Genomic DNA, 21,850 nt, shown 5'->3' on the forward strand with positions numbered 1-21,850 from the left:
GTCGTGGAGTGAGCCTCAGAAGTAGTACGGGAAGCGCGACCAGTCGGGGTCCCGCCGCTCGAGGAAGGCGTCGCGGCCCTCGACGGCCTCGTCCGTCATGTAGGCGAGCCGGGTGGCCTCACCGGCGAAGACCTGCTGGCCGGCCAGTCCGTCGTCGGCCAGATTGAACGCGAACTTCAGCATCCGGATCGCCTGCGGCGACTTGGTCGCCACGGTAGCGGCGTATTCGAGGGCGAGATCCTCGAGGTCGTCGTGATCGGCGACCTCGTTGACCACACCCCACCGCTCGGCGGTCTGCGCGTCGTACTCGCGCGCCAGGAAGAAGATCTCCCGCGCGCGCTTGTCCCCGACCTGACGCGCGAGCAGGGCGGAGCCGTACCCGGCGTCGAAGGAACCGACATTGGCGTCGGTCTGCATGAACCGCGCGTGCTGGCGCGAGGCGACGGACAGGTCGCACACCACGTTGAGGCTGTGCCCGCCGCCTGCCGCCCAACCCGGGACGGCCGCGATGACCACCTTCGGTGTGGTGCGGATGAGGCGCTGGACCTCGAGGATGTGCAGGCGGCCGGCACGGGCAGGGTCGACCGCCTCCGCGTGGCCCGAACCGGCCGCATCCTCGAAGCGGTGGTACCGGTAGCCGTCCCGGCCGCGAATACGTTGGTCCCCACCTGAGCAGAACGCCCAGCCGCCGTCCTTGGGGCTGGGCCCGTTGCCGGTGAGGATGATCGCGGCGACGTCGGAGGTCATCCGGGCGTGGTCGAGCGCCCGGTAGAGCTCGTCCACGGTGTGCGGGCGGAAGGCGTTCCGGACCGACGGCCGGTCGAACGCGATCCGGACCACGGGTAGGTCGCGCTCCTCGCCGTTGCGGCGGACCCCGCGGTGGTAGGTGATGTCGGTGAAGTCGAAGCCGGCGATCTCGCGCCAGCGCATAGGGTCGAAGATCTCCGAGACACGGGCGGGCAGGCTCGTCACGTCCGTCACCCTACGTCCCGCCCGCCCGGGGTACCGCCGACCCCCGCACCGCTCTACGATCGCCGACATGACCGGCGAGGTCATCGACTGGTTGCTCGACTCCGACCCGGCGTTGCGCTGGCAGGTCGAGCGCGACCTCGCGGGCGCACCGGAGGCCGTGTGGGCCGCGACGAGGGCGTCGGTGGTGTCCGAGGGATTCGGCGCCCGCCTGATCTCCCACCAGGATCCGGACGGACAGTGGGCCGGCGGGGCGTTCTTCCCGGCCGGCTTCGACTTCTCCCGGGTCCCGCACGAGGGACAACCCTGGACGGCCACCACCTGGTCCCTGAACGCCCTGCGCGAATGGGGAGCGGACTCGCACGCGCTCGCCGGAACCGCCGAAAAGCTCGCGCGGAACGCGCGATGGGAGTACGACGACAGACCGTACTGGAACGGCGAGGTCGACTGCTGCATCAACTCCTGGACCCTGTCCAACGGGCTGTGGCTGGGCGCCGACGTCGACGCCCTCGCCACCTGGTTCCCGGAACACCAGCAGGCCGACGGCGGGTGGAACTGCGAGTGGGTCGAGGGGGCGACACGCTCGTCGTTCCACTCGACGCTGAACGCACTCAAGGGCCTGCTGGACCACGAACGCGCGAGGAACGAGACCGGCCGCGTCCGCGGGGCGCGCCGCCGCGGTGAGGAGTATCTGCTCCGGCGCCGGCTGAGCCGCAGACTCTCCACGGGCGAGATCGTCGGGCCGTGGGTGGCACACCTCGCGTACCCGTTCTTCTGGCGGTACAGCGTGCTGAACGCGGCCGACTACTTCCGTGCGGCGTCGATCCACGACGGCGCCGCGCCCGACCCGCGCCTCGGCCCGGCGATCGAGCTCATCAGGAACGCCCGGCAACCGGACGGCACTTGGCTCCAGGCCGGTCGGCCAGCGGGGGAGGTGTGGTTCGAGGTCGACGCTCCCGCCGGCGAACCCTCCCGATGGGTCACGTTCTACGCCCTGCGCGTGCTCCGCTGGTGGGAGGTAGAACACCGGGACGAGCCGGCCGCGTGAGGGCTGCGAGGCCGCCGCCTATCCTGACCTCCATGCCTGCCGCCCTGCCCGAGGTCCGCGCGACCTACGCGATCGGCCTGCGGACCCGGTTCCGGCGGATCACCACGCGCGAGGGCGTCCTCGTCCGCGGTGACGCCGGCTGGGGAGAGGTCTCCCCGTTCTGGGACTACGACGACGCCGAATCCGCCTCGTGGTTGCGGGCGGGACTGGAGGCCGCGGAGCACGGGTGGCCGGAACCGGTCCGCGACCGCATCCCCGTCAACGTCACCGTGCCCGCCGTGGGCCCCGACGACGCCCACGCCACGGTCACGCGCTCGGGCGGCTGCACCACCGCCAAGGTCAAGGTCGCCGAGCCCGGCCAGAGCCTCGCGGACGAACAGGCGCGCCTCGAGGCCGTCCGCGACGCCCTCGGTCCGCACGGTGCCGTCCGCATCGACGCCAACGCCGCCTGGGACCTCGAGACCGCGCTCGACCGGCTCGCTCACCTGGACCGGGCCGCCGGGGGACTGGAGTACGCCGAGCAACCGTGCGCCGACGTCGCCGACCTGGCCGCGCTCCGGCGTCGCACCGGCGTCCCCATCGCCGCCGACGAGTCCGTCCGCCGCGCCGACGACCCGCTCGCCGTCCGCCGTGCCGAGGCCGCGGACGTCGTCGTGCTCAAGGTCCAGCCGCTCGGGGGCGTGCGTGCGTGCCTGCGCCTCGCCGCGGACATCGGCCTCCCGGTCGTGGTCAGCTCCGCCCTCGAGACCTCGGTCGGGATCGCCGCCGGCGTCGCCCTTGCCGCCGCCCTGCCCGAGCTGCCGCACGCCTGCGGCCTGGCCACCGTGGACCTGCTCACGCGCGATGCCGTTCCCGAGCCGTTGCTGCCCCGCGACGGCGCCTTGCCGGTGCGCAGGCCGGAACCGACCGACGCCGACCTGACCGCCGTCGCGGCCGGCGACGACGTCGCCGAGCGCTGGTCGCGCCGGCTCGCCGGCATGGGCGCACATCTGGCGGCGACCCGGTGACCGCCGCATCCGGGAGCGGGCACGCCGCCGCACAGCCGCTCGATGCCACCGGCACCGCGCGGGCCCTGGTCACCGCCCTGGTCGCCGGAGGAGTGCGGGAGGTGGTCCTCGCCCCCGGGTCCCGCAGCGCCCCGTTCGCGTACGCGCTGCACGAGGCCGAGCAGGCCGGATGGCTGCGGCTGTACGTCCGCCTGGACGAGCGCGGCGCCGGTTTCCTGGCGCTCGGGATCGCACGCGCCACCGGTGCTCCGGTCGCCGTCGTGACCACGTCGGGAACGGCGGTCGCCAACCTCCATCCTGCGGTGCTCGAGGCCGCGCACGCCGGCGTCCCGCTCCTCGCCCTGACCGCGGACCGGCCGCACGAGATGCGCGGCACCGGCGCGAACCAGACCACCGACCAGGTCGGCCTCTTCGGTGACGCTGTGCGGTACGCCGTCGACCTGCCGGCCGCCCCGCAGGCCGGACCGGGCCTGACCCAAGTCGTCACCCGGGCCCTCGCGGCGGCCTGCGGCAGCCGGAGCCGGGATCCGGGCCCGGTCCACCTCAACGTGGGCCTGCGTGATCCGCTCGCACCCCACGACCCCTGGCAGCCGGGCGCTCCGCCGGCCCGCCGGGCCGTCGTCGACGCCCCGGCGGCGCTGCCGCCGACACCGCTGCGGCCGGGACCGCGCACCGTGGTCGTCGCCGGGGACGGGGCGGGCCCGGCCGCCCGGGCCCTCGCCGAGCAGGCGGGCTGGCCGCTGCTCGCCGAGCCCACCTCGGGCGCACGCACCGGACCGGCCGCGATCGGTCCCTACCGTGCGCTGCTCGACCACCCGGAACTGGGCGGTGCAGTCGAACGCGTCGTCGTCATGGGCCATCCGACCCTGTCCCGGCCGGTCAGCGCCCTGCTCGCGCGGCCGGACCTCGAGGTCGTCGTCGTCTCACCGGGCGGCATCTGGACCGATGTGGCCGGTACGGCCGATCGCGTCGTCGGCGCCGTCACCCTCGAGGGCACGCCGGAGGACCCCGCCTGGCTCGACCGGTGGCGCCTCGCGGCAGCGGCCGCGTCCACCGTGCTCGACCAGCACGCCGACACCGCGTTCGACGGGCTCACGGTCGCCCGGGAGGTGTGGCGCGCCGGCGGCGTCGGGGCGCTCGTCGTCGGCTCGTCCAACCCGGTCCGCGACCTCGACCTCGTCGCGCCACCGGCCACGGACCCCGCACCCGCCCTCGCCAACCGCGGACTCGCCGGCATCGACGGCACCGTGGCCACCGCCACCGGCGTGGCGCTCGGCCTCGGCCTGCCCGTGCGCGCGCTGCTTGGGGACCTGACGTTCCTGCACGACGCCGGCTCGCTCGCGCGCGGAAGCCTCGAACGCGACGTCGACCTCCAGCTCGTGGTCGTCGACGACGGCGGCGGTGCCATCTTTGCCACGCTCGAGCACGGCGCACCGCAGCACGCCCCGGCCTTCGAACGCGTCTTCGCCACGCCCCAGGACGTCGATCTCGCCCGCCTCGCCGGCGCCTACGGGGCGAACCACACCCCGGTGACGACGGCGGAGCAGCTCACCGAGGTGCTCGCCGCCCCCGTGCGAGGGCGCTCCGTGGTCACCGTGCCGGTCGACCGGACGCACCTGCGCCGCACCCGTCACGGCCTCGCCGAGGACATCGCCCGCGCCGTGCACGCGGCCCTGACCTGAGCGCCCGGTCGCACGGCCCGGACAGGACGGGCGGACCGGACAGGACGAGCGGCCCGACGTGCGGGTGCGTCCAGGCAATGCCCAGCTTCCCGTGAGGCGTACCCCAGGTCGGTGATGTTCCCTGCATTCATCACGAGGACAGAACCACGAAGGAGTCAGCGATGAGTTCCCCCGACACCAACCGGCCGAGCGGCGAGCCGTACCCCTGGTCGTCGCCGTCCGCGCCGCGCTCCTGGCAGTCCTCCTCGGCGCCGGAGCAGCAGAGCCCGTACTCGGCCACGCCCTACGAGGCCGGTCAGCACCAGGAGGCCGGGGACGTGCACGAGGCGAACCCACACGGGGCGAATCCGCACGAGGCGGCCACGCCCGAGGCGCCCCAGCAACCGTACGGTTACGCCGCGTACGGCTCGTACCCCGGGTACGAGCAGTCGCAGGCGGAGCACACCACTGCGCAGTACGCCTACACCCGCCCCGGCGAGCACACTGGCCACCAGCACAGCGCCAAGCGCCGTCCGGGGTGGCCGGCGCTGGTGGCCGTCGGTGCCGGCGCGGCCCTCCTCGCCAGTCTCGGTACCGCCGGCCTGACTGGTGCCTTCGACGACGCCCCGGCGAGCAATCAGGGTCAGGTCCAGGACCCGCAGGACTCCTCCGACTCGTCCGCGGGCCCGGTGGTCACCTCGACGACGGATGATCCGGACTGGGCGAACGTCGCCGACGCCGTCCGACCCGGCGTCGTCGCCATCCAGGTGCAGACCAGCGGCGGCAGCGGTCAGGGCTCCGGCGTCGTCCTCGACCAGGACGGGAACATCCTCACCAACAACCACGTCGTCGGCGGGGCGGGCGACGGGGGACAGATCGTCGTCACGCTCTCCGACGGGCGGCAGTTCGAGGCCGAGGTCGCCGGCACCGACCCGACCACCGACCTGGCGGTCATCACGCTCGTCGACGCGCCGGACGACCTCCAGCCGGCCACTATGGGGTCCTCCGAGGACGTCGTCGTCGGTGACCAGGTGATGGCCGTCGGCAACCCGCTGGGTCTGAGCTCGACGGTCACCACCGGCATCGTGTCCGCGCTCGACCGGCCGGTCTCCACCGCCTCGAGCCAGCAGTCGCCGGGCCAGCAGGCCGAGCCGGTCGTCACGAACGCGATCCAGGTCGACGCGGCGATCAACCCGGGCAACTCCGGCGGACCGCTCTTCGACGCCACCGGCCGGGTCATCGGGATCACCAGCTCGATCGCCGGCGTCCCCGGCGCCAGCACCTCCGGCAGCATCGGGCTCGGATTCGCCATCCCGAGCGACCTCGCGTCGACCGTCGCCGATCAGCTCATCGACAAGGGGGTGGCCGAGCACGCCTATCTCGGGGTGTACCTCGAGGACGGCACCGTCGAGACCGACGGCGCCCACCGCACCGGCGCCGAGGTCGTCCGTGTCGAGTCCGGCACCCCCGCGTCTGAGGCAGGTCTGCAGCAGGGCGATGTCATCACCGCCATCGACGACGACACCGTCTCCGGCGCCGAGTCCCTGACGGGGTACGTGCGCCAGTACTCCAGCGGCGACCAGGTCACCCTCTCCGTCGTGCGGGACGGTGAGCAGATCCAGGTGCAGACGACGCTGGCCACCCGCGAGGACGGCTGACCACCGGCGACCCGCCCTTCGGCGAGAGCGGACGATCAAGTCTTGAGCGGACGTTTGAACGTCCGCTCAAGACTCAGGTTTCCGCTCTCGGCGGGGGCGGGATGCGCGAGCGCGGTCGGGCGTGCGGCTCAGCCGAGGGCCGTGCGCATGACCTCGAACTTCGCCTCGGCCTCGGCCAGCTCGGCGCCGGGGTCGGACGCCGCCACGACACCGCACCCGGCGAAGAGCCGCAGCCGGCGCCGGTCGGCACCGATCTCACCGGACCGCAGACCGATGCCCCACTCGCCGTCGCCGTCGTGCCCGATCCAGCCGACCGGACCGGCGTACCGGCGCCGATCCATCGCCTCGGCCTCCCGCAGGATCGCCGTCGCCTCGGCGGTCGGCGTCCCGCCGACCGCCGCCGTCGGGTGCAGCGCCGCCGCGAGCGACAGGCTGGACGGGCCGAGACCGCCGGGGGAGTGGGCGGGGAAGGTACTGGGGTGGCCGAACGCACCGTCGACCACCCCGGTGATGTCCGTGGCGAGGTGCATGACGTTGGGCAGGTGGAGCACGAACGGGGCGTCCGGCACGTTGATGGACGCACAGTACGGCCGCAGCGCCCGCACCAGCGAGGCGACGGCGAACTCGTGCTCCTCGAGGTCCTTGGAGGACCGCGCGAGTTGGGCCGCGTGGCGCAGGTCGTCCGCGTCGTCCCCGGTACGCCGGATCGTCCCGGCCAGCACCCGGCTCGCCGCCAGGCCCTTCTCCCGGCGTACGAGCAGCTCGGGTGTGGCGCCGACCAGCCCGTCGACGCTGAACGTCCAGCACCAGTCGTAGCTCTCCGCCAGCCGGCCGAGGAGGTGGCGGACGTCCACCTCGCGCTCGGTCCGCGCCACGACGTCGCGGGCCATGACCACCTTCGAGACCTCGCCCGCGGTGATCCGCCGCACCACCTCGGCGACCGCGCTCGACCACTCCTGCGCGGTCAGGGCGCCGTCGGCGTAGGTCACCCGTCCCGGCGTGCGCACCGGCTCGGGCTCCGGAAGGCGCGGTTCCTGTCCGTCCGGCAGCGTGGTCGCCGTCGTCATCCAGGCCCGGCCTTCGCGGCGGCCGACGACGACCCGCGGAACCACCAGCGTGCCGCCCGCGCTCGAGGACGGGGCGAAAGCGAACGAGCCGAACGCGACGGGGCCGGTCCCGGTGGCTGCGACCTCGTCCTCCACGGCCATGCCCGCGACCGCGCGCGCCCAGGCCGTGTCCGCCTCCCGGATCCGGTCCGGGCCGGACGTGTCGATCCGCAGCGCCGTGCCCCAGCCGACGAGCCCGTCGCCACGCCGCACCCAGGAGAACGTCTGGGTCGGGTCGGCCGACGGCAGCAGCGCCGCCAGGTCGCCCGGGTCGGCGATTTCGCGGGTACGCACCAGCAGCTCGGCCTCGGCGCCGACGGGCACCGGCCGCAGGGCGGGAACGCCGTCACGTCCGGCGGGCCGCGGACCGGAGGAGGAGGACGGAGGCATCACGCGCAACAGTACTGGCCCGCCATGTGCTGGTCCGCTCGTGCGGAACTGGGATGATGGAGCGCATGAGCCGAGCGAGCCTGGAGAAGGACCCCCGTGAGGTGGCGGGCATGTTCGACGGCGTCGCGCGCCGTTACGACCTGACCAATGACGTCCTCTCGCTCTGGCAGGACCGGATCTGGCGGGTCGCCACCCGAAAGGCGGCCGGCGCGCGGCCGGGCGACCGGGTGCTCGACCTCGCCGCCGGAACCGGGACCTCCGCGGAGGAGTACGCCGACGCCGGCATCGACGTCATCCCGTGCGACTTCTCCACCGGCATGCTCGACGTCGGCAAGCGCCGGCGGCCTGACCTGTCCTTCGTGGCCGGCGACGCCACCCAGCTGCCGTTCGCCGACGAGGCCTTCGACGTCGTCACCATCTCCTTCGGGCTGCGCAACGTCGCCGAACCCAGCCGCGCGTTGCGGGAAATGCTGCGGGTCACCCGGCCAGGTGGCCGCCTTGTGGTCTGCGAGTTCTCCCGGCCGACGTGGGCACCCTTCCGGGCGGCCTACGAGTACTACCTGACGACGGTGCTTCCGCGGGTCGCCTCGCTGGTCTCCTCGAACACCGAGGCCTACAGCTATCTCGCCGACTCGATCGGCGCCTGGCCGGACCAGATGGCACTCGGTCGCCTCATCCGCCGCGCCGGCTGGCGCGACGTCGCCTACCGCAACCTCTCCGGCGGCGTCGTCGCCATCCACCGCGGGGTGCGGCCGGACTGAGCGGACGCCGTGCCGAACCGGGACCTCGCGGGACAGCATGACGAAGAGGGGACACGACCAGCCGGGGTTAGGCGACCCTAACAAGACGCCCGAATGCGGCCCTCGTAGACTCGCGGTGGGCCACATCGGCCCACCACCTGTCCTGGAGCGATGACGTTGGGTACAGCTGCGCGCGCGGAGACGCCGTCCGGTGACGGCGCTGCCAGCGCGCCCTCGCCTGCCCCGACGCCGCAGACCCTCGGTGGCGCGGACGAGGCCGACGTGATCGTCGTCGGGGCGGGGCCCGGGGGGGCCGCCGCGGCGCACTACCTCGCCCGGACTGGCCTGGAGGTGCTGCTGCTCGAGAAGGCCCGTTTCCCGCGCGACAAGGTCTGTGGAGACGGCCTCACCCCGCGAGCGGTGGCCGAACTGATCCGGATGGGGGTCCCGACCCGCGAGTCCGACGGCTGGATCCGCAACTGGGGCCTGCGCGCCCACGGCGCGGGCCACACCTTCGAGATCCCGTGGCCGGAGCTTGCGGAGATGCCCTCCTACGGGCTGGCGCGCGCCCGCGTCGGCCTCGACGAGACCCTCGCCCGGCATGCCGAACGCTCCGGGGCGAGGCTGCGCGAGGGGATGTCGGTCACGGGGCCGGTGCGCCACGAGCGCTCCGGGCGCATCCTCGGGGTCCGTGCCCGGCCGGTCGACGAGCGTGGACGCCGCACGGGGGAGGACGTCACCTTCCGTGCGCCCGTCGTCCTCGACGCCGGCGGGGTCTCCGCACGGCTCGCGACCGCCGTGGGCGTGGAGAAGAACGTCAAACGGCCGATGGGCGTCGCGGTCCGCACGTACTTCCGCTCGCCCCGGCACGATGACCCGATGATGGAGTCCCACCTCGAGCTCTGGGACGGCGAGCCGGGTCGGTCGAAGCTCATGCCCGGCTACGGCTGGATCTTCGCCCTCGGTGACGGCACCGTGAACGTCGGCCTCGGCTCCCTCTCGTCCACGGCCCGGCCCACCGGCCTGGACTACAAGGCGATGTTCCGCACGTGGATGCGCAACGTCCCCGCGGAGTGGGGGTTCACCCCGGAGAACCAGATCGGCGACCTGCGCTCGGCGGCGCTGCCCATGGCGTTCAACCGCAAGCCGCACTACACGCAGGGCCTGCTGCTCGTGGGTGATTCCGGTGGCATGGTCTCGCCGTTCAACGGCGAAGGGATCGCCTACGCCCTGCAGTCCGGGCGGATCGCGGCGGACGTCGTCGGCCAGGCGCTGGCGCGCTCGTCCGGCTACGCCCGCGAGAAGACACTGCGAACCTATCCGGCGATCCTCGCGGAGGAGCTCGGCGGGTACTACTCGCTCGGGCAGGCCTTCGCCCGGCTCATCGAACGGCCCGAGGTGATGCGGCTGTGCGTCAGGTACGGCCTGCCCCGGCCGACGTTGATGCGGCTGGTGATGAAGCTCCTCTCGGACGGGTTCGACCGTCGTGGCGGGGACTGGATGGACCGGACCCTCACGGCCCTGACCAAGGTGGCGCCGGCGTCATGAGCACGGGGTCAGCAACGGAGCTGGGCAGGACGAGCCGCCGAGGGGCGGCGACACGGCGGTGGCGACCGCGTCTGGCGAACGAACCGGCGCGGACGTCGTACGCTGGCGACGAGACGGTCGTCACATTTGTCGACGATCCATGCGGCACACCGACGGAGGCACGATGACGAACCCGTACGTCCCGCTGCTGATCATGGCGGGCGTGGCTGCCGTGATGGCGCTCGGCGGCATCGCCACGTCACAGATCGTCGGGCCGAAGCGGTACAACCGGGTCAAGGTCGCCAACTACGAGTGCGGCATCGACCCGACGCCGCGCGCCGCGCACGCCGGCCGTTTCCCGGTGAAGTACTACCTCGTCGCGATGACGTTCATCATCTTCGACATCGAGGTGGTCTTCCTCTACCCGTGGGCGGTGGCGTTCTCCGAGCTGGCCGTGTTCGGGCTCGTGGCCATGCTGCTGTTCATCGCCCTCATCACGGTGCCCTACCTCTACGAGTGGCGCCGCGGCGGGCTCGACTGGGACTGACGGACGCGACCGGGACGACCGGCCCGAACCACGGAGCGAACGCCCGCAGTTCGGGGCTGAGAGGAGGCAGACATGGGTCTCGAGGAGAAGGTGCCCGCCGGGTTCGCGCTCGGCACCGTCGAGAAGATCGTCGGACTCGCCCGCAAGGGTTCGGTCTGGCCCGTGACCATGGGCCTGGCCTGCTGCGCCATCGAGATGATGGCTGTCGGTACGCCGCGCTTCGACATCTCCCGCTACGGCATGGAGGTCTTCCGTGCCTCGCCACGGCACGCGGACCTCATGATCGTCTCGGGCCGGGTCAGTCACAAGATGGCCCCCGTCGTGCGCACCATCTACGACCAGATGCCTGAGCCGAAGTGGGTCATCTCGATGGGCGTCTGCGCCTCCTCCGGGGGGATGTTCAACAACTACGCGATCGTCCAGGGCGTGGACCACGTGGTGCCGGTGGACATCTACCTGCCCGGCTGCCCGCCCCGGCCCGAGATGCTCATCAACGCGATCCTCGAGCTGCACGAGCAGATCAAGAACGCCCCGCTCGGCGTCAACCGTGAGGAAGCTGCCCGTGCCGCCGAGGAGGCCGCACTCGAGGCCACGCCGACGAGCCGGATGAAGGGACTGCTGGCATGAGCGCACCGGATGAGGGAGGTGCAGCATGAGTGAGGAGGACAAGCGCGACGCCCGCGACGCCGCTCGCACCGTCAAGCCCGGCGGCGGTGACGCCGAGGTCGGGCAGCGGCCCACGGCGGCGGCCCTGGAGGCCGGCGGACAGAACGTGCCCGCGGAGCCGGGGGCGCGCCGCCGCCTGGAGGTCGTGGACACCCGTCGCGGGCTCTTCGGAGTCGAGGGCTCGGGAGACACCTCCGGCTACGGCGGCCTCGTCTCCGAGATCTCACTGCCGCCTGCCGCCGAACGGCCGTACGGCGGATGGTTCGACGAGGTCGTCGACATCCTCATCGAGCTGCTCACCGAGCAGGGTATCGACGCCGACGAGGCGCTCGAGAAGGTCGTCGTCGACCGCGGCGAGCTGACGATCTTCGTCGCCCGTCAGCACCTGCCCTTGGTCGCCCGCGCGCTGCGCGACGACCAGGACCTGCGCTTCGAACTGTGCCTCGGCGTCTCTGGCGTCCACTACCCGCACGACGCCGGCCGTGAACTGCACGCCGTCTACCACCTCATGTCCGTCACTCACACCCGCGAACTGCGCCTCGAGGTCACCTGCCCGGACGAGGACGCCACCATCCCGAGCGTCGTCGACACCTACCCGGGCAACGACTGGCACGAACGCGAGACGTGGGACATGTTCGGCATCGTCTTCACCGGCCACCCCGACCTCGCCCGGTCCCTCATGCCGGACGACTGGGTCGGTCACCCGCAACGCAAGGACTACCCGCTCGGCGGCATCCCGGTGGAGTACAAGGGCGCCGTCGTTCCGCCACCGGACAGCCGGAGGTCGTACCACTGATGGCGCAGCAGTCCACGAACTTCTCCCGCCCGATGGCGACGGGCCCGGCCACGGAGGAGGCCGAGCCCACCGGCGCCCCGGAGTTCGTCGCCGACGGCGGCGACTGGGCCGAGATCACCGCCGAGGCCGAGCGTCTCGGCGAGGAACGCATCGTCGTCAACATGGGCCCGGTGCACCCCTCCACTCACGGGGTGCTGCGCGTCGTCCTCGAGCTCGACGGCGAGATCGTGCGCGAGCTGCGTCTCGGGACCGGGTATCTGCACACCGGCATCGAGAAGAACATGGAGTTCCGCACCTGGACGCAGGGTGTGACGTTCTGTACCCGCATGGACTACGTGGGCCCGTTCTACCAGGAGGTCGCGTACTGCCTTGCGGTCGAGAAGCTGCTCGGCATCACCGGCGAGGTGCCCGAGCGCGCCACGACCATCCGGGTCCTCCTCATGGAGCTCAACCGCATCGCCTCCCACCTTGTGGCGATCGGCACCGGCGGCAACGAGCTCGGCGCGACCACGATGATGACGGTCGCCTTCCGCGGGCGCGAGGACATCCTGCGGATCTTCGAGCGGATCACCGGCCTGCGGATGAACCACGCCTACATCCGCCCCGGCGGTGTCGCCCAGGACCTGCCTCCGGGCACCACCGACTACATCCGTGAACTGCTGCCGAACATCCGTCTGTCGGTCAAGGAGCTGCAGGACCTGACCCAGGAGAACCCGATCTTCAAGCTGCGTCAGCAGGAGGTCGGCTACGTCTCTCTCTCGGCCGCGATGGCGCTCGGGCTGACCGGGCCGTCGGTCCGTGCCGCAGGGCTCCCGCTGGACCTGCGCAAGACCCAGCCCTACTGCGGCTACGAGACCTACGACTTCGAGGTCCCGACCCGGGACTACTCCGACAACTACAACCGCACCCAGGTCCGGTTCGAGGAGTGCTACGAGTCGATCAAGATCATCCTCCAGGCACTCGAACGGCTCGAGCAGCGCGAGGGACCGGTCATGGTCGCCGACAAGAAGATCGCCTGGCCCGCTCAGCTCTCGGTGGGGTCCGACGGGCAGGGCAACAGCCTGGAGCACATCCGGCAGATCATGTCGACCTCCATGGAGTCCCTGATCCACCACTTCAAACTGGTCACCGAAGGGTTCCGGGTGCCCGCCGGCCAGGCGCATCAGTCGATCGAGCACTCCCGTGGGATCCTCGGCGTGCACGTGGTCTCCGACGGCGGCACCCGGCCGTACCGGGCCCACTTCCGGGACCCCTCGTACTCCAACCTGCAGGCGACGGCGATCATGGCCGAGGGAGGCCAGCTGGCCGACCTGGTGGTCACGCTCGCCTCGATCGACCCGGTACTCGGAGGTGTGGACCGATGACCGCGACCACCCGCGAGTTCTACGCCCACGACGTCGAGGCGCGCCTGCGGAGAGAGGCCGCCGAGATCGTCGCGCGCTACCCGGACGCCCGGTCCGCCCTGTTGCCGCTGCTGCACCTGGTCCAGTCCGAGGACGGTTACGTCTCCCCGCGCGGCATCGCGCTCTGCGCGGACATCCTGGAGCTCACCCGGGCGGAGGTCAGCGCCGTCGCTACCTTCTACACCCAGTACAAGCGCCACCCGAACGGCGAGTACACCGTCGGCGTCTGCACCAACGCACTGTGCGCCGTCATGGGTGGCGACATCATCTGGGACCGGCTCTGCCAGCACCTCGGCATCGGCCACGACGAGACGACGGCGGACGGCAAGATCACCCTCGAGCAGGTCGAGTGCAACGCGGCCTGCGACTACGCCCCGGTGATCATGGTCAACTGGGAGTTCTTCGACAACCAGACCCCGGCCAGCGCCGTCGATCTGGTCGACACCATCACCGCGGGCGAGCCCGTCCGGCCCACCCGCGGCGCCGAGACGGTCGCGACCTTCAAGGAGATCTCCCACCTGCTGGCCGGGTTCGAGGACGGCCGGGCCGACGAGGGGGTCGGCGCCGGCGAGGCGACCCTCCTGGGCCTGCGCATCGCTCGCGAGAACGGCTGGACGAGCCCCCGGCCGGCCGACCGCGTCGCGGCGGAACGGGCCGAGGACCGCCCGGGCGAGGAGGTCACCGAGCCCACGGCCGACGTCGCCGGCGCCGAGACCTCCGGCACCGCCCCGGTCGGCGACGAGTCCTCCAGCGCCGAACGGCCGGCCGGACACGCACCAACGAAGACCGACGAGGCGGCCGGCGAGGCTGAGCCCGAGCGGCCCGACCGGGCGGCGCGGACCGACGAGGAGAAGTCATGACGACCGAGTACACGGTCGACCGGCTCACGCCGGTCCTGTCGGACATCTGGGACGTCGAGAACTCCTGGAAGCTGGACGTCTACCGCGACCACGGCGGCTACCGCGCCTGGGACAAGGCGCTGACCATGGCCCCCGAGGACATCGTCGAGACGGTGAAGGCCTCCGGCCTGCGGGGCCGCGGCGGCGCCGGCTTCCCCGCCGGACTCAAGTGGTCCTTCCTTCCGCCGCCGGACGGCGGGCCGCGCTACCTCGTCGTCAACGCCGACGAATCCGAGCCGGGCACCTGTAAGGATGTCCCGCTCATGCTCGCGAACCCGCACGCGCTGATCGAGGGAGTGGCGATCACCTCCTACGCCATCGGCGGGCACCACGCGTTCATCTACCTGCGCGGGGAGGTGGCGCACGTCTACCGGCGGCTGCTGCAGGCCGTGCGGGAGGCCCGCGAGGCCGGCCTCATCGGAAAAGGCGTCGGCCCCAACGGCGACGTCGACCTCGAGATCACCGTGCACGCCGGCGCCGGGGCGTACATCTGCGGCGAGGAGACCGCCCTGCTCGACTCGCTCGAGGGCCTGCGCGGCCAGCCGCGCCTGAAGCCCCCGTTCCCGGCGGTGGCGGGCCTGTACGCCCGCCCGACGGTGCTGAACAACGTCGAGTCGATCGCATCCGTCCCGGCGATCATCGCCAACGGCGTCGACTGGTTCACCGCGATGGGCACCGAGAAGTCCGCCGGCCACGGCCTGTTCTCCGTCTCCGGGCACGTGACGAACCCCGGGCAGTTCGAAGCGCCGCTCGGCATCACGATGCGCGAGCTCATCGAGATGGCCGGCGGGATCCGCGACGGTCACCGGCTGAAGTTCTGGACGCCGGGCGGCTCCTCCACCCCCATCCTCACCGACGCCGAGCTCGACGTCCCGCTCGACTACGAGTCCGTGGGCGCCGCCGGCTCGATGCTGGCCACCCGGGCCCTGATGGTCTTCGACGAGACCACCTCGGTGGTGCGGGTGATCGCCCGCTGGACCGACTTCTACCAGCACGAGTCCTGCGGCAAGTGCACGCCCTGCCGGGAAGGCACCTACTGGATGAAGCAGGTCATGCACCGCCTCGAGGCCGGCGAGGGCAAACCGAGCGACATCGACCTCCTGCTCGACGTCTCCGCCAACATCGCCGGCCGCTCGTTCTGCGCCCTGGGTGACGCGTCCGCGACGCCGATCCAGAGCGGCATCAAGCACTTCCGCTCCGAGTTCGAGGCCGGCACCCACACCCCGGCCTGGGAGCTCTTCCCCTACGAGGCCTCGGCCGTCTTTGAGGCAGGTGTCCCCCGATGACCGCGACCGCCCGGACCGACCGCGCCGCCGACGTCGAGATGATCACGGTCACCATCGACGGCGTCGAGGTCGAGGTGCCCAAGGGCACCCTCGTCATCCGCGCCGCCGAACAGGCGGGGATCCAGATTCCCCGGTTCTGCGACCACCCGCTGCTCAAGCCCGCCGGGGCCTGTCGACAGTGCCTCGTCGACGTCTCCGCCCCGGACCGTGAGGGCAACCTGCGCCCGATGCCCAAGCCGCAGACCTCGTGCACGATCGAGGCCACCCCCGGCATGGTCGTCGCCACCCAGCACACCTCGGAGGTGGCGGAGAAGGCTCAGCACGGGATCATGGAGTTCCTCCTGATCAACCACCCGCTGGACTGCCCGGTCTGCGACAAGGGCGGCGAGTGCCCGCTGCAGAACCAGGCGATGAGCAACGGCCGGGCCGCCAGCCGGTTCACCGACATCAAGCGCACCTTCCCCAAGCCGATCAAGGTCTCCACCGAGATCCTGCTCGACCGCGATCGGTGCATCCTGTGCCAGCGGTGCACCCGGTTCTCCGACGAGATCGCCGGCGACCCGTTCATCGCGCTGCAGGGACGCGGCGGCGGGACTCCGGGCGAGGAGGTCCACGGCGTCAACGGATCCCAGATCGGCACCTTCGACGAGCACGTCCTGCACTTCACCTCCTCCGGTGAGGAGGAGCCGACGGTGCTCGCCACCGACCTCGTCGGGCCGCGGGGCGAGCCCGGCCTCACCGACGGACTCGCCGCCGGCCCGCTCGGCGTCGCCGAGAGCGACACCTCCGGCCGCCCGTTCGCCTCCTACTTCTCCGGCAACACCATCCAGATCTGCCCGGTCGGTGCCCTGACCTCCGCGTCCTACCGATTCCGGTCCCGGCCCTTCGACCTCGTCTCGACCCCGTCGGTCGCCGAGCACGACGCCGGCGGCAGCGCGATCCGCGTGGACCACCGCCGCGGCGTGGTCCTGCGCCGTCTCGCCGGCGAGGACCCCGAGGTCAACGAGGAGTGGATCACCGACAAGGACCGGTTCGCCTTCACCTGGCAGTCCGCCCCCGACCGGCTCACCACCCCGCTGGTGCGCGAGCCGGACACGGGCGAGCTGGTGCCCACCAGCTGGGCCGACGCCCTCGACGTCGCGGCCGCCGGGCTGCGCAGTGCCCGCGAGAACGGGGGAGTCGGACTGCTGCCTGGCGGCCGGCTCACGCTCGAGGACGCCTATGCGTGGTCGAAGTTCGCCCGCACCGTCCTGGGCACCAACGACGTCGACCACCGGGCACGCCCGCACAGCGACGAGGAGGCCGCCTTCCTGGCCGGTCACGTCGCCGGCCGCAGCCTCGAGGTCACCTACTCCGACCTCGAGACCGCCGGAGAGGTCCTCCTCGTCGGACTGGAGCCCGAGGACGAGTGCGGCACGATCTTCCTGCGGCTACGCAAGGGCGTCCTCGCCGGCACCGTCCACGTGACCACGATCGCGCCCTGGGCCACCCGCGGGAGCGCCAAGATGCGCGCCCGGCTCCTCGCGGCAGCGCCCGGCACCGAACCGGAGGTCCTGTCCGCGGTCCACGAGGGCGGCGACCACGCCGACCTGGCCGAGGCGCTCGCCGGTGACGGCGCCGTGGTCCTCGTGGGGGAACGGGCCGCCGAGGTCCCCGGCACCCTGACCGCCGCCGCGCAACTCGCGGAACGGACCGGAGCCCGCCTCGCCTGGGTGCCGCGACGGGCCGGGGACCGCGGCGCCGTCGAGGCCGGCCTGCTCCCGGGCCTGCTGCCCGGCGCCCGCGCGGTGACCGACACGACCGCACGGGTGGACACCGGAGCCCTGTGGCACACCGACTCCCTGCCGGCCGAGCCCGGACGGGACCTCGGTGGCATCCTCGCCGCCGCCCGTGACGGCGATCTCTCCGGCCTCGTCGTCGGCGGCCTCGAGCCGGTCGACCTGCCGGACGTCACCGTCGCGCGCGAGGCCTTCGCCGCCGCCGGGTTCCTGCTCCAGCTCGAGGTCCGGCGCTCGGAGATCACCCAGCACGCGGACGTCGTCCTCCCGGTCGCGCCGCCGGCTGAGAAAGCCGGCACGTTCCTCAACTGGGAAGGTCGCGCCCGCCCGTTCGGACAAGTGCTCGCCTCCCGCGCACTGTCCGACCGGGAGGTCCTGGCCCGGCTCGCCGCCGAGCTCGGCACCGACCTGCGCGTGGACGACCTCGACGCGCTGCACACCGAGCTCGGCGACCTCTACGAGCACGCGCCGGGGTCCGCTCCCGCGCTCCGGACGGCGGCGGCGCCGGTCCCACAGCCGCGCGAGGGCGAGGCCGTGCTCGCGACGTGGAAGCTCCAGCTCGACTCCGGCCGCGGACAGGACGGCGAACCGCACCTGGCCGGTACCGCGCACCGCCCGGTGGTCCGGCTCAGCCGGGAGACCGCCGCTGCGCTCGGCGTCGTCGATGGCGACCGGGTCAGCGTGACCGGACCGGCCGGATCGATCAGCCTGCCGCTGGCGACGACGCCGATGCCCGACCACGTCGTGTGGCTCCCTGCCAACTCACCCGGATCGCACGCCCGGGAGACCCTCGGTGTCGGGGCCGGCGCCGTCGTCGGCATCCGCGCGGGAGAGGTGACTCAGTGAACGTGACGACGACCGGAACCGTCGTGGCCGCGGCTGCCGCGCCCACCGCCGACTTCAGCAACGACACCTGGTGGATCTGGGTGATCAAGTCCGTCGGCATCCTGGTCTTCCTGCTGCTGTCCGTGCTGGTGGCGATCTGGGCCGAGCGCAAGGTGCTCGCCCGGATGCAGACCCGTCCCGGACCGAACGTGCACGGGCCGTTCGGCCTGCTGCAGTCGCTCGCCGACGCCATCAAGCTCCTGCTCAAGGAAGACTTCTCGATCAAGGGCGCGGACAAAGTCATCTACGTCCTCGCGCCGCTCATCGCGGTGACCAGCGCGCTGCTGGTCATGGCGGTCATCCCGTTCGGCCCCGAGGTCTCGATCTTCGGCGTCGTCACCCCGCTGCAGCTGACCGACATGCCGGTCGCCGTGCTGTACATCCTGGCCGTCACGGCGCTCGGCGTGTACGGCATCGTGCTTGGGGGGTGGGCGTCGAACTCCACCTACCCGCTGCTGGGATCGGTGCGCTCGTCGGCGCAGGTCATCTCCTACGAGCTGGCCATGGGCCTCTCGCTCGTCAGCGTCTTCCTCGTCTCGGGCTCGCTGTCGACCTCGCAGATCGTGGACGCGCAGACGCAGCTGTGGTGGTGCATCGCGCTCGCCCCGGCGTTCCTCGTCTACCTCGTCTCGATGGTCGGTGAGGTCAACCGGCTCCCGTTCGACCTCCCGGAGGCCGAGGGCGAGCTGGTCGCCGGACACATGGTCGAGTACACGTCGATGAAGTTCGCCTGGTTCTTCCTCGCCGAGTACATCAACATGTTCAACGTCTCGGCGGTGGCAACCACGCTGTTCCTCGGCGGCTGGCACGCCCCGTGGCCGCTGACGTTGATCGGCGACGGTGTGCTGAACACCGGTTGGTGGCCGTTGCTGTGGTTCGTCGGCAAGGTGTGGCTGGGCATGTTCTTCATGTTCTGGCTGCGCGCCACGTTGCTGCGCTTCCGCTACGACCAGTTCATGAACCTCGGCTGGAAGATCCTCATCCCCGCCGCGCTCGTGTGGCTGGTCCTCGTCTCGATCGTCCAGGGCGTGCGCCAGTTCGCCGAGGTCGACCTGCGCACCATGCTGCTGTGGATCGCCGGGATCTTCGCCGTCCTCATGGTCGTCATGCTCGTCTGGCCGGAGAAGAAGGACGGGCGTGAGGACACCGCTGAGCCGGGCGGACGCGCGGATGTGCCGGCGACCCCGCGGCACCGGACCGACGTACTGCCGGCCGACGAGACGTTCGACCCGTTCGCCGGCGGCTACCCGGTACCGCCCCTGCCCGGCCAGAAGCTGCCCCCCTCGCCCCGCGAGCGGCGACGGCGTGAGACGTCCGCCGCCGTGACGAAGGCAGGCACCACGACCACCACCGAGAAGGAGGGTGACGATGCCTGAGGACCGCCGCGACGACCGCAAGGCCCGCGCCGGCAAGCAGGCGCGCCCGGAGCGGCAGGACCGGCCCGCCCGCCCGGACAAGCGCCGCACCAGCGGTCAGGTCGAGAAGCGACGCGAGCTGCCACCCGAGCTCGCCCCGGAGCAGAAGGGGCCGATCGGGCGGATGTTCGCGCCCGTCGCCGGGTTCGGCGTGACGATCTCCTCGATGTTTCGGCCCACCGTCACCGAGCAGTACCCGTTCGAGAAAGTTCCCACCCAGCCGCGGTACCACGGCCGGCACCAGCTCAACCGGTACGCCGACGGCCTGGAGAAGTGCATCGGCTGCGAGCTGTGCGCCTGGGCGTGCCCGGCGGACGCCATCCTCGTCGAGGCCGGCGACAACACCCCCGATGCCCAGTACTCGCCGGGCGAACGGTACGGCCGCGTCTATCAGATCAACTACCTGCGGTGCATCCTCTGCGGCCTGTGCATCGAGGCGTGCCCCACCCGCGCGCTGACGATGACGAACGAGTACGAGCTCGCCGGCCCGACACGCGAGAGCCAGATCTACGAGAAGCAGGATCTGCTGGCCCCCATGCTCGACGGCATGCTCGCCGCCCCGCATCCGATGGTCGAAGGCACGGACGACGACGACTACTACCGCGGGGATGTCACTGGTCCCACCGAGGAGCAGGTCGAGTGGGTCCGCCGGCACCGGCCGGACGAGCCCACCCTGGAGACCGCGCGACCCGTGGCCCCCACCGGGGGCCGGCAGTGACGCCCGCGACCGCCGCACCCGTCCTGGCACCCGTCCTGGCGCAGGCAGCCCAGGGGCCGGGGACCGCCACCGCGTCGAGTGGTGAGACGGTGCTCTTCTGGATCCTCGCGCCGGTCATGGTGCTCGCCGCGCTCGGGCTGTTGTTCTCCCGCCGTGCCGTCTACGCCGCGATGGCCGTGGTGCTCGTCATGGTGTGCATCGCCGCCATGTACATCGCCCAGGACGCCACCTTCCTCGGTGTCGCCCAGGTGGTGGTGTACACCGGCGCGATCATGATGCTGTTCCTCTTCGTGCTCATGCTCGTGGGCGTCGATGCCTCGGACTCCCTGCACGAGACCATCCGTGGGCAGCGCTGGTTCGCCGGTCTGGCAGGTCTCGGGCTCGCCGCCCTGCTCGCCGGCGTCGTGCTCCGAGCCACCACACCCGCCCCGGCCGGGCTGGAGTCGGCCAACGCCGACACCAACCCCGTGGGCGTGGCCCGGCTGATCTTCTCGGACAACGTCTTCGCGATGGAGCTGACCGGCCTGTTGCTCATCACCGCCGCCGTCGGAGCCGTCACCCTGACGCACCGGCAGCGGCTCGGACGCAAGTTCAGCCAGGAGGAGGTCGCGAACGCCAAGATGGATGCCTACCGGCGCGGCACCGGCCGGCTCAACCAGCTGCCCGCACCCGGGGTGTACGCCCGGTCCAACGCCTCCGACCTGCCCGCGCTGTCCGCCACCGGTGAGCCGCTCGAGGCCTCCGTCCCGCGAGTGCTGCGGATCCGCGGCCAGGAGCGTTCCATCGCGGAGGTCAGCCCCGAGACCGCCGAGGCGCTCACCCGCGCCACGATGGGCCAGGCCACCTCGCCACTGGGGGGCGAGGGCACGCGCACCGTCACCCGCGCTCAGATGCCGTCCATGCGCGGCGACGGGCCGCCGCGGCCACGGATCGGAGTGCCGCGCGGTGACCAGGATCAGGTCGAGGCCGCCGATGACCGTGCCGGCATCGACCCGCCGCCCGCCGAGGCACCGGATGGGGAGACTGCGACCCGGGAGGACCAGCAGTGAGTCTCGTGAACTACCTGGTCCTGTCCGGCATCCTGTTCGCGATCGGGGCCACGGCCGTGCTGCTGCGGCGCAACGCGATCATCGCCCTCCTCGGCGTCGAGCTCATGCTCAACGCCTCGAACCTGGCCCTGGTGACCTTTTCCCGGATCCACGGCGACCTGACCGGCCAGGTCCTGGCGTTCTTCGTCATGGTGGTTGCCGCGGCCGAGGTCGTCGTCGGGCTGGCCATCATCGTGTCCATCTTCCGAACCCGCAGGTCCGCGTCGGTCGACGACGCCAGCCTGCTGAAGAGCTGAAGGGAC

Annotated in this window: 19 protein-coding genes; 17 read left to right on the forward strand and 2 right to left on the reverse strand. The window is 72.0% G+C overall.

Annotated features, from left to right (window positions below; all coding sequences use genetic code 11):
* Positions 1-15 precede the first annotated feature (15 nt).
* On the reverse strand, positions 16-972 hold the full coding sequence (locus tag ACFSE6_RS01395) for a 1,4-dihydroxy-2-naphthoyl-CoA synthase (RefSeq protein WP_388001911.1): 957 nt from the start codon (positions 970-972) through the stop codon (positions 16-18).
* 67 nt (positions 973-1,039) lie between these two features.
* Between ACFSE6_RS01395 and ACFSE6_RS01400 the strand changes: the two genes are divergently transcribed.
* The 4 genes from ACFSE6_RS01400 to ACFSE6_RS01415 all read left to right on the forward strand — a co-directional run bounded on the left by ACFSE6_RS01400 (position 1,040) and on the right by ACFSE6_RS01415 (position 6,343).
* On the forward strand, positions 1,040-2,017 hold the full coding sequence (locus ACFSE6_RS01400) for a squalene cyclase (protein ID WP_388001912.1): 978 nt from the start codon (positions 1,040-1,042) through the stop codon (positions 2,015-2,017).
* A 32-nt stretch (positions 2,018-2,049) separates the two neighbouring features.
* Positions 2,050-3,024 carry an o-succinylbenzoate synthase gene (locus ACFSE6_RS01405; RefSeq protein WP_388001913.1) on the forward strand — a complete coding sequence of 325 codons (975 nt, stop codon included), beginning with the start codon at positions 2,050-2,052 and terminating at the stop codon, positions 3,022-3,024.
* Positions 3,021-4,706: a 2-succinyl-5-enolpyruvyl-6-hydroxy-3-cyclohexene-1-carboxylic-acid synthase gene (gene menD / locus ACFSE6_RS01410; protein WP_388001914.1), complete on the forward strand. Its 1,686-nt coding sequence runs from the start codon at positions 3,021-3,023 to the stop codon at positions 4,704-4,706. The genes ACFSE6_RS01405 and menD overlap by 4 nt, the downstream gene beginning before the upstream one ends.
* Positions 4,707-4,867: 161 nt before the next feature.
* Complete coding sequence (locus ACFSE6_RS01415) at positions 4,868-6,343, forward strand: S1C family serine protease (protein WP_388001915.1); 1,476 nt, start codon at positions 4,868-4,870, stop codon at positions 6,341-6,343.
* 128 nt (positions 6,344-6,471) lie between these two features.
* On the opposite strand, the gene ACFSE6_RS01420 is transcribed toward ACFSE6_RS01415, so the two are convergent.
* Positions 6,472-7,839, reverse strand: coding sequence for an isochorismate synthase (locus ACFSE6_RS01420; RefSeq protein WP_388001916.1), 1,368 nt, complete (start codon positions 7,837-7,839; stop codon positions 6,472-6,474).
* A gap of 65 nt (positions 7,840-7,904) precedes the next feature.
* Between ACFSE6_RS01420 and ACFSE6_RS01425 the strand changes: the two genes are divergently transcribed.
* The 13 genes from ACFSE6_RS01425 (at position 7,905) to nuoK (ending at position 21,844) form a co-directional block, all read left to right on the forward strand.
* Entirely contained in the window at positions 7,905-8,600 is a 696-nt protein-coding gene (locus ACFSE6_RS01425; RefSeq protein ID WP_388001917.1) for a demethylmenaquinone methyltransferase, read from the forward strand.
* Between the two features lie 150 nt (positions 8,601-8,750).
* Positions 8,751-10,127, forward strand: a complete 1,377-nt coding sequence (locus ACFSE6_RS01430; RefSeq protein ID WP_388001918.1) for a geranylgeranyl reductase family protein — start codon at positions 8,751-8,753, stop codon at positions 10,125-10,127.
* Positions 10,128-10,290: 163 nt separating this feature from the next.
* The gene (locus ACFSE6_RS01435) at positions 10,291-10,653 is read left to right on the forward strand and encodes an NADH-quinone oxidoreductase subunit A (protein WP_388001919.1); all 363 of its coding nucleotides are present in this window, start codon (positions 10,291-10,293) and stop codon (positions 10,651-10,653) included.
* Positions 10,654-10,725: 72 nt separating this feature from the next.
* Positions 10,726-11,280 (forward strand): NADH-quinone oxidoreductase subunit B, encoded by a 555-nt coding sequence (locus ACFSE6_RS01440; protein WP_388001920.1) that lies wholly within the window; start codon positions 10,726-10,728, stop codon positions 11,278-11,280.
* Between the two features lie 25 nt (positions 11,281-11,305).
* On the forward strand, positions 11,306-12,115 hold the full coding sequence (locus ACFSE6_RS01445) for an NADH-quinone oxidoreductase subunit C (RefSeq protein ID WP_388001921.1): 810 nt from the start codon (positions 11,306-11,308) through the stop codon (positions 12,113-12,115).
* A 32-nt stretch (positions 12,116-12,147) separates the two neighbouring features.
* Complete coding sequence (locus ACFSE6_RS01450) at positions 12,148-13,479, forward strand: NADH-quinone oxidoreductase subunit D (RefSeq protein WP_388002350.1); 1,332 nt, start codon at positions 12,148-12,150, stop codon at positions 13,477-13,479.
* Positions 13,476-14,378, forward strand: coding sequence for an NADH-quinone oxidoreductase subunit NuoE (gene nuoE / locus ACFSE6_RS01455; RefSeq protein WP_388001922.1), 903 nt, complete (start codon positions 13,476-13,478; stop codon positions 14,376-14,378). The genes ACFSE6_RS01450 and nuoE overlap by 4 nt, the downstream gene beginning before the upstream one ends.
* Positions 14,375-15,703, forward strand: a complete 1,329-nt coding sequence (nuoF, locus tag ACFSE6_RS01460; protein ID WP_388001923.1) for an NADH-quinone oxidoreductase subunit NuoF — start codon at positions 14,375-14,377, stop codon at positions 15,701-15,703. Before nuoE ends, nuoF begins: the two co-directional genes overlap by 4 nt.
* On the forward strand, positions 15,700-18,327 hold the full coding sequence (locus ACFSE6_RS01465) for an NADH-quinone oxidoreductase subunit G (protein ID WP_388001924.1): 2,628 nt from the start codon (positions 15,700-15,702) through the stop codon (positions 18,325-18,327). The genes nuoF and ACFSE6_RS01465 overlap by 4 nt, the downstream gene beginning before the upstream one ends.
* A 2-nt stretch (positions 18,328-18,329) precedes the next feature.
* The gene (gene nuoH / locus ACFSE6_RS01470; protein ID WP_465254107.1) at positions 18,330-19,742 is read left to right on the forward strand and encodes an NADH-quinone oxidoreductase subunit NuoH; all 1,413 of its coding nucleotides are present in this window, start codon (positions 18,330-18,332) and stop codon (positions 19,740-19,742) included.
* A 163-nt stretch (positions 19,743-19,905) separates the two neighbouring features.
* Complete coding sequence (gene nuoI, locus ACFSE6_RS01475; RefSeq protein WP_388002351.1) at positions 19,906-20,499, forward strand: NADH-quinone oxidoreductase subunit NuoI; 594 nt, start codon at positions 19,906-19,908, stop codon at positions 20,497-20,499.
* Positions 20,496-21,548, forward strand: a complete 1,053-nt coding sequence (locus ACFSE6_RS01480) for an NADH-quinone oxidoreductase subunit J (RefSeq protein ID WP_388001926.1) — start codon at positions 20,496-20,498, stop codon at positions 21,546-21,548. The genes nuoI and ACFSE6_RS01480 overlap by 4 nt, the downstream gene beginning before the upstream one ends.
* Positions 21,545-21,844, forward strand: a complete 300-nt coding sequence (gene nuoK / locus ACFSE6_RS01485; RefSeq protein WP_388001927.1) for an NADH-quinone oxidoreductase subunit NuoK — start codon at positions 21,545-21,547, stop codon at positions 21,842-21,844. The genes ACFSE6_RS01480 and nuoK overlap by 4 nt, the downstream gene beginning before the upstream one ends.
* Positions 21,845-21,850: the final 6 nt, after the last annotated feature.

The sequence above is a fragment of the Georgenia deserti genome, from assembly GCF_042680605.1.
Classification (GTDB): Bacteria; Actinomycetota; Actinomycetes; order Actinomycetales; family Actinomycetaceae; genus Allobogoriella; species Allobogoriella deserti.

What these genes read in the sequence shown, in the direction of transcription:
- ACFSE6_RS01400 (WP_388001912.1), top strand. Translation starts at nt 1,040, where the DNA reads ATGACCGGCGAGGTCATCGACTGGTTGCTCGACTCCGACCCGGCGTTG.
- ACFSE6_RS01405 (WP_388001913.1), top strand. Translation starts at nt 2,050, where the DNA reads ATGCCTGCCGCCCTGCCCGAGGTCCGCGCGACCTACGCGATCGGCCTG.
- ACFSE6_RS01415 (WP_388001915.1), top strand. Translation starts at nt 4,868, where the DNA reads ATGAGTTCCCCCGACACCAACCGGCCGAGCGGCGAGCCGTACCCCTGG.
- ACFSE6_RS01420 (WP_388001916.1), bottom strand. Translation starts at nt 7,839, where the DNA reads ATGCCTCCGTCCTCCTCCTCCGGTCCGCGGCCCGCCGGACGTGACGGC.
- ACFSE6_RS01425 (WP_388001917.1), top strand. Translation starts at nt 7,905, where the DNA reads ATGAGCCGAGCGAGCCTGGAGAAGGACCCCCGTGAGGTGGCGGGCATG.
- ACFSE6_RS01430 (WP_388001918.1), top strand. Translation starts at nt 8,751, where the DNA reads ATGACGTTGGGTACAGCTGCGCGCGCGGAGACGCCGTCCGGTGACGGC.
- ACFSE6_RS01435 (WP_388001919.1), top strand. Translation starts at nt 10,291, where the DNA reads ATGACGAACCCGTACGTCCCGCTGCTGATCATGGCGGGCGTGGCTGCC.
- ACFSE6_RS01440 (WP_388001920.1), top strand. Translation starts at nt 10,726, where the DNA reads ATGGGTCTCGAGGAGAAGGTGCCCGCCGGGTTCGCGCTCGGCACCGTC.
- ACFSE6_RS01445 (WP_388001921.1), top strand. Translation starts at nt 11,306, where the DNA reads ATGAGTGAGGAGGACAAGCGCGACGCCCGCGACGCCGCTCGCACCGTC.
- ACFSE6_RS01450 (WP_388002350.1), top strand. Translation starts at nt 12,148, where the DNA reads ATGGCGACGGGCCCGGCCACGGAGGAGGCCGAGCCCACCGGCGCCCCG.
- nuoE (WP_388001922.1), top strand. Translation starts at nt 13,476, where the DNA reads ATGACCGCGACCACCCGCGAGTTCTACGCCCACGACGTCGAGGCGCGC.
- nuoF (WP_388001923.1), top strand. Translation starts at nt 14,375, where the DNA reads ATGACGACCGAGTACACGGTCGACCGGCTCACGCCGGTCCTGTCGGAC.
- ACFSE6_RS01465 (WP_388001924.1), top strand. Translation starts at nt 15,700, where the DNA reads ATGACCGCGACCGCCCGGACCGACCGCGCCGCCGACGTCGAGATGATC.
- nuoI (WP_388002351.1), top strand. Translation starts at nt 19,906, where the DNA reads ATGTTCGCGCCCGTCGCCGGGTTCGGCGTGACGATCTCCTCGATGTTT.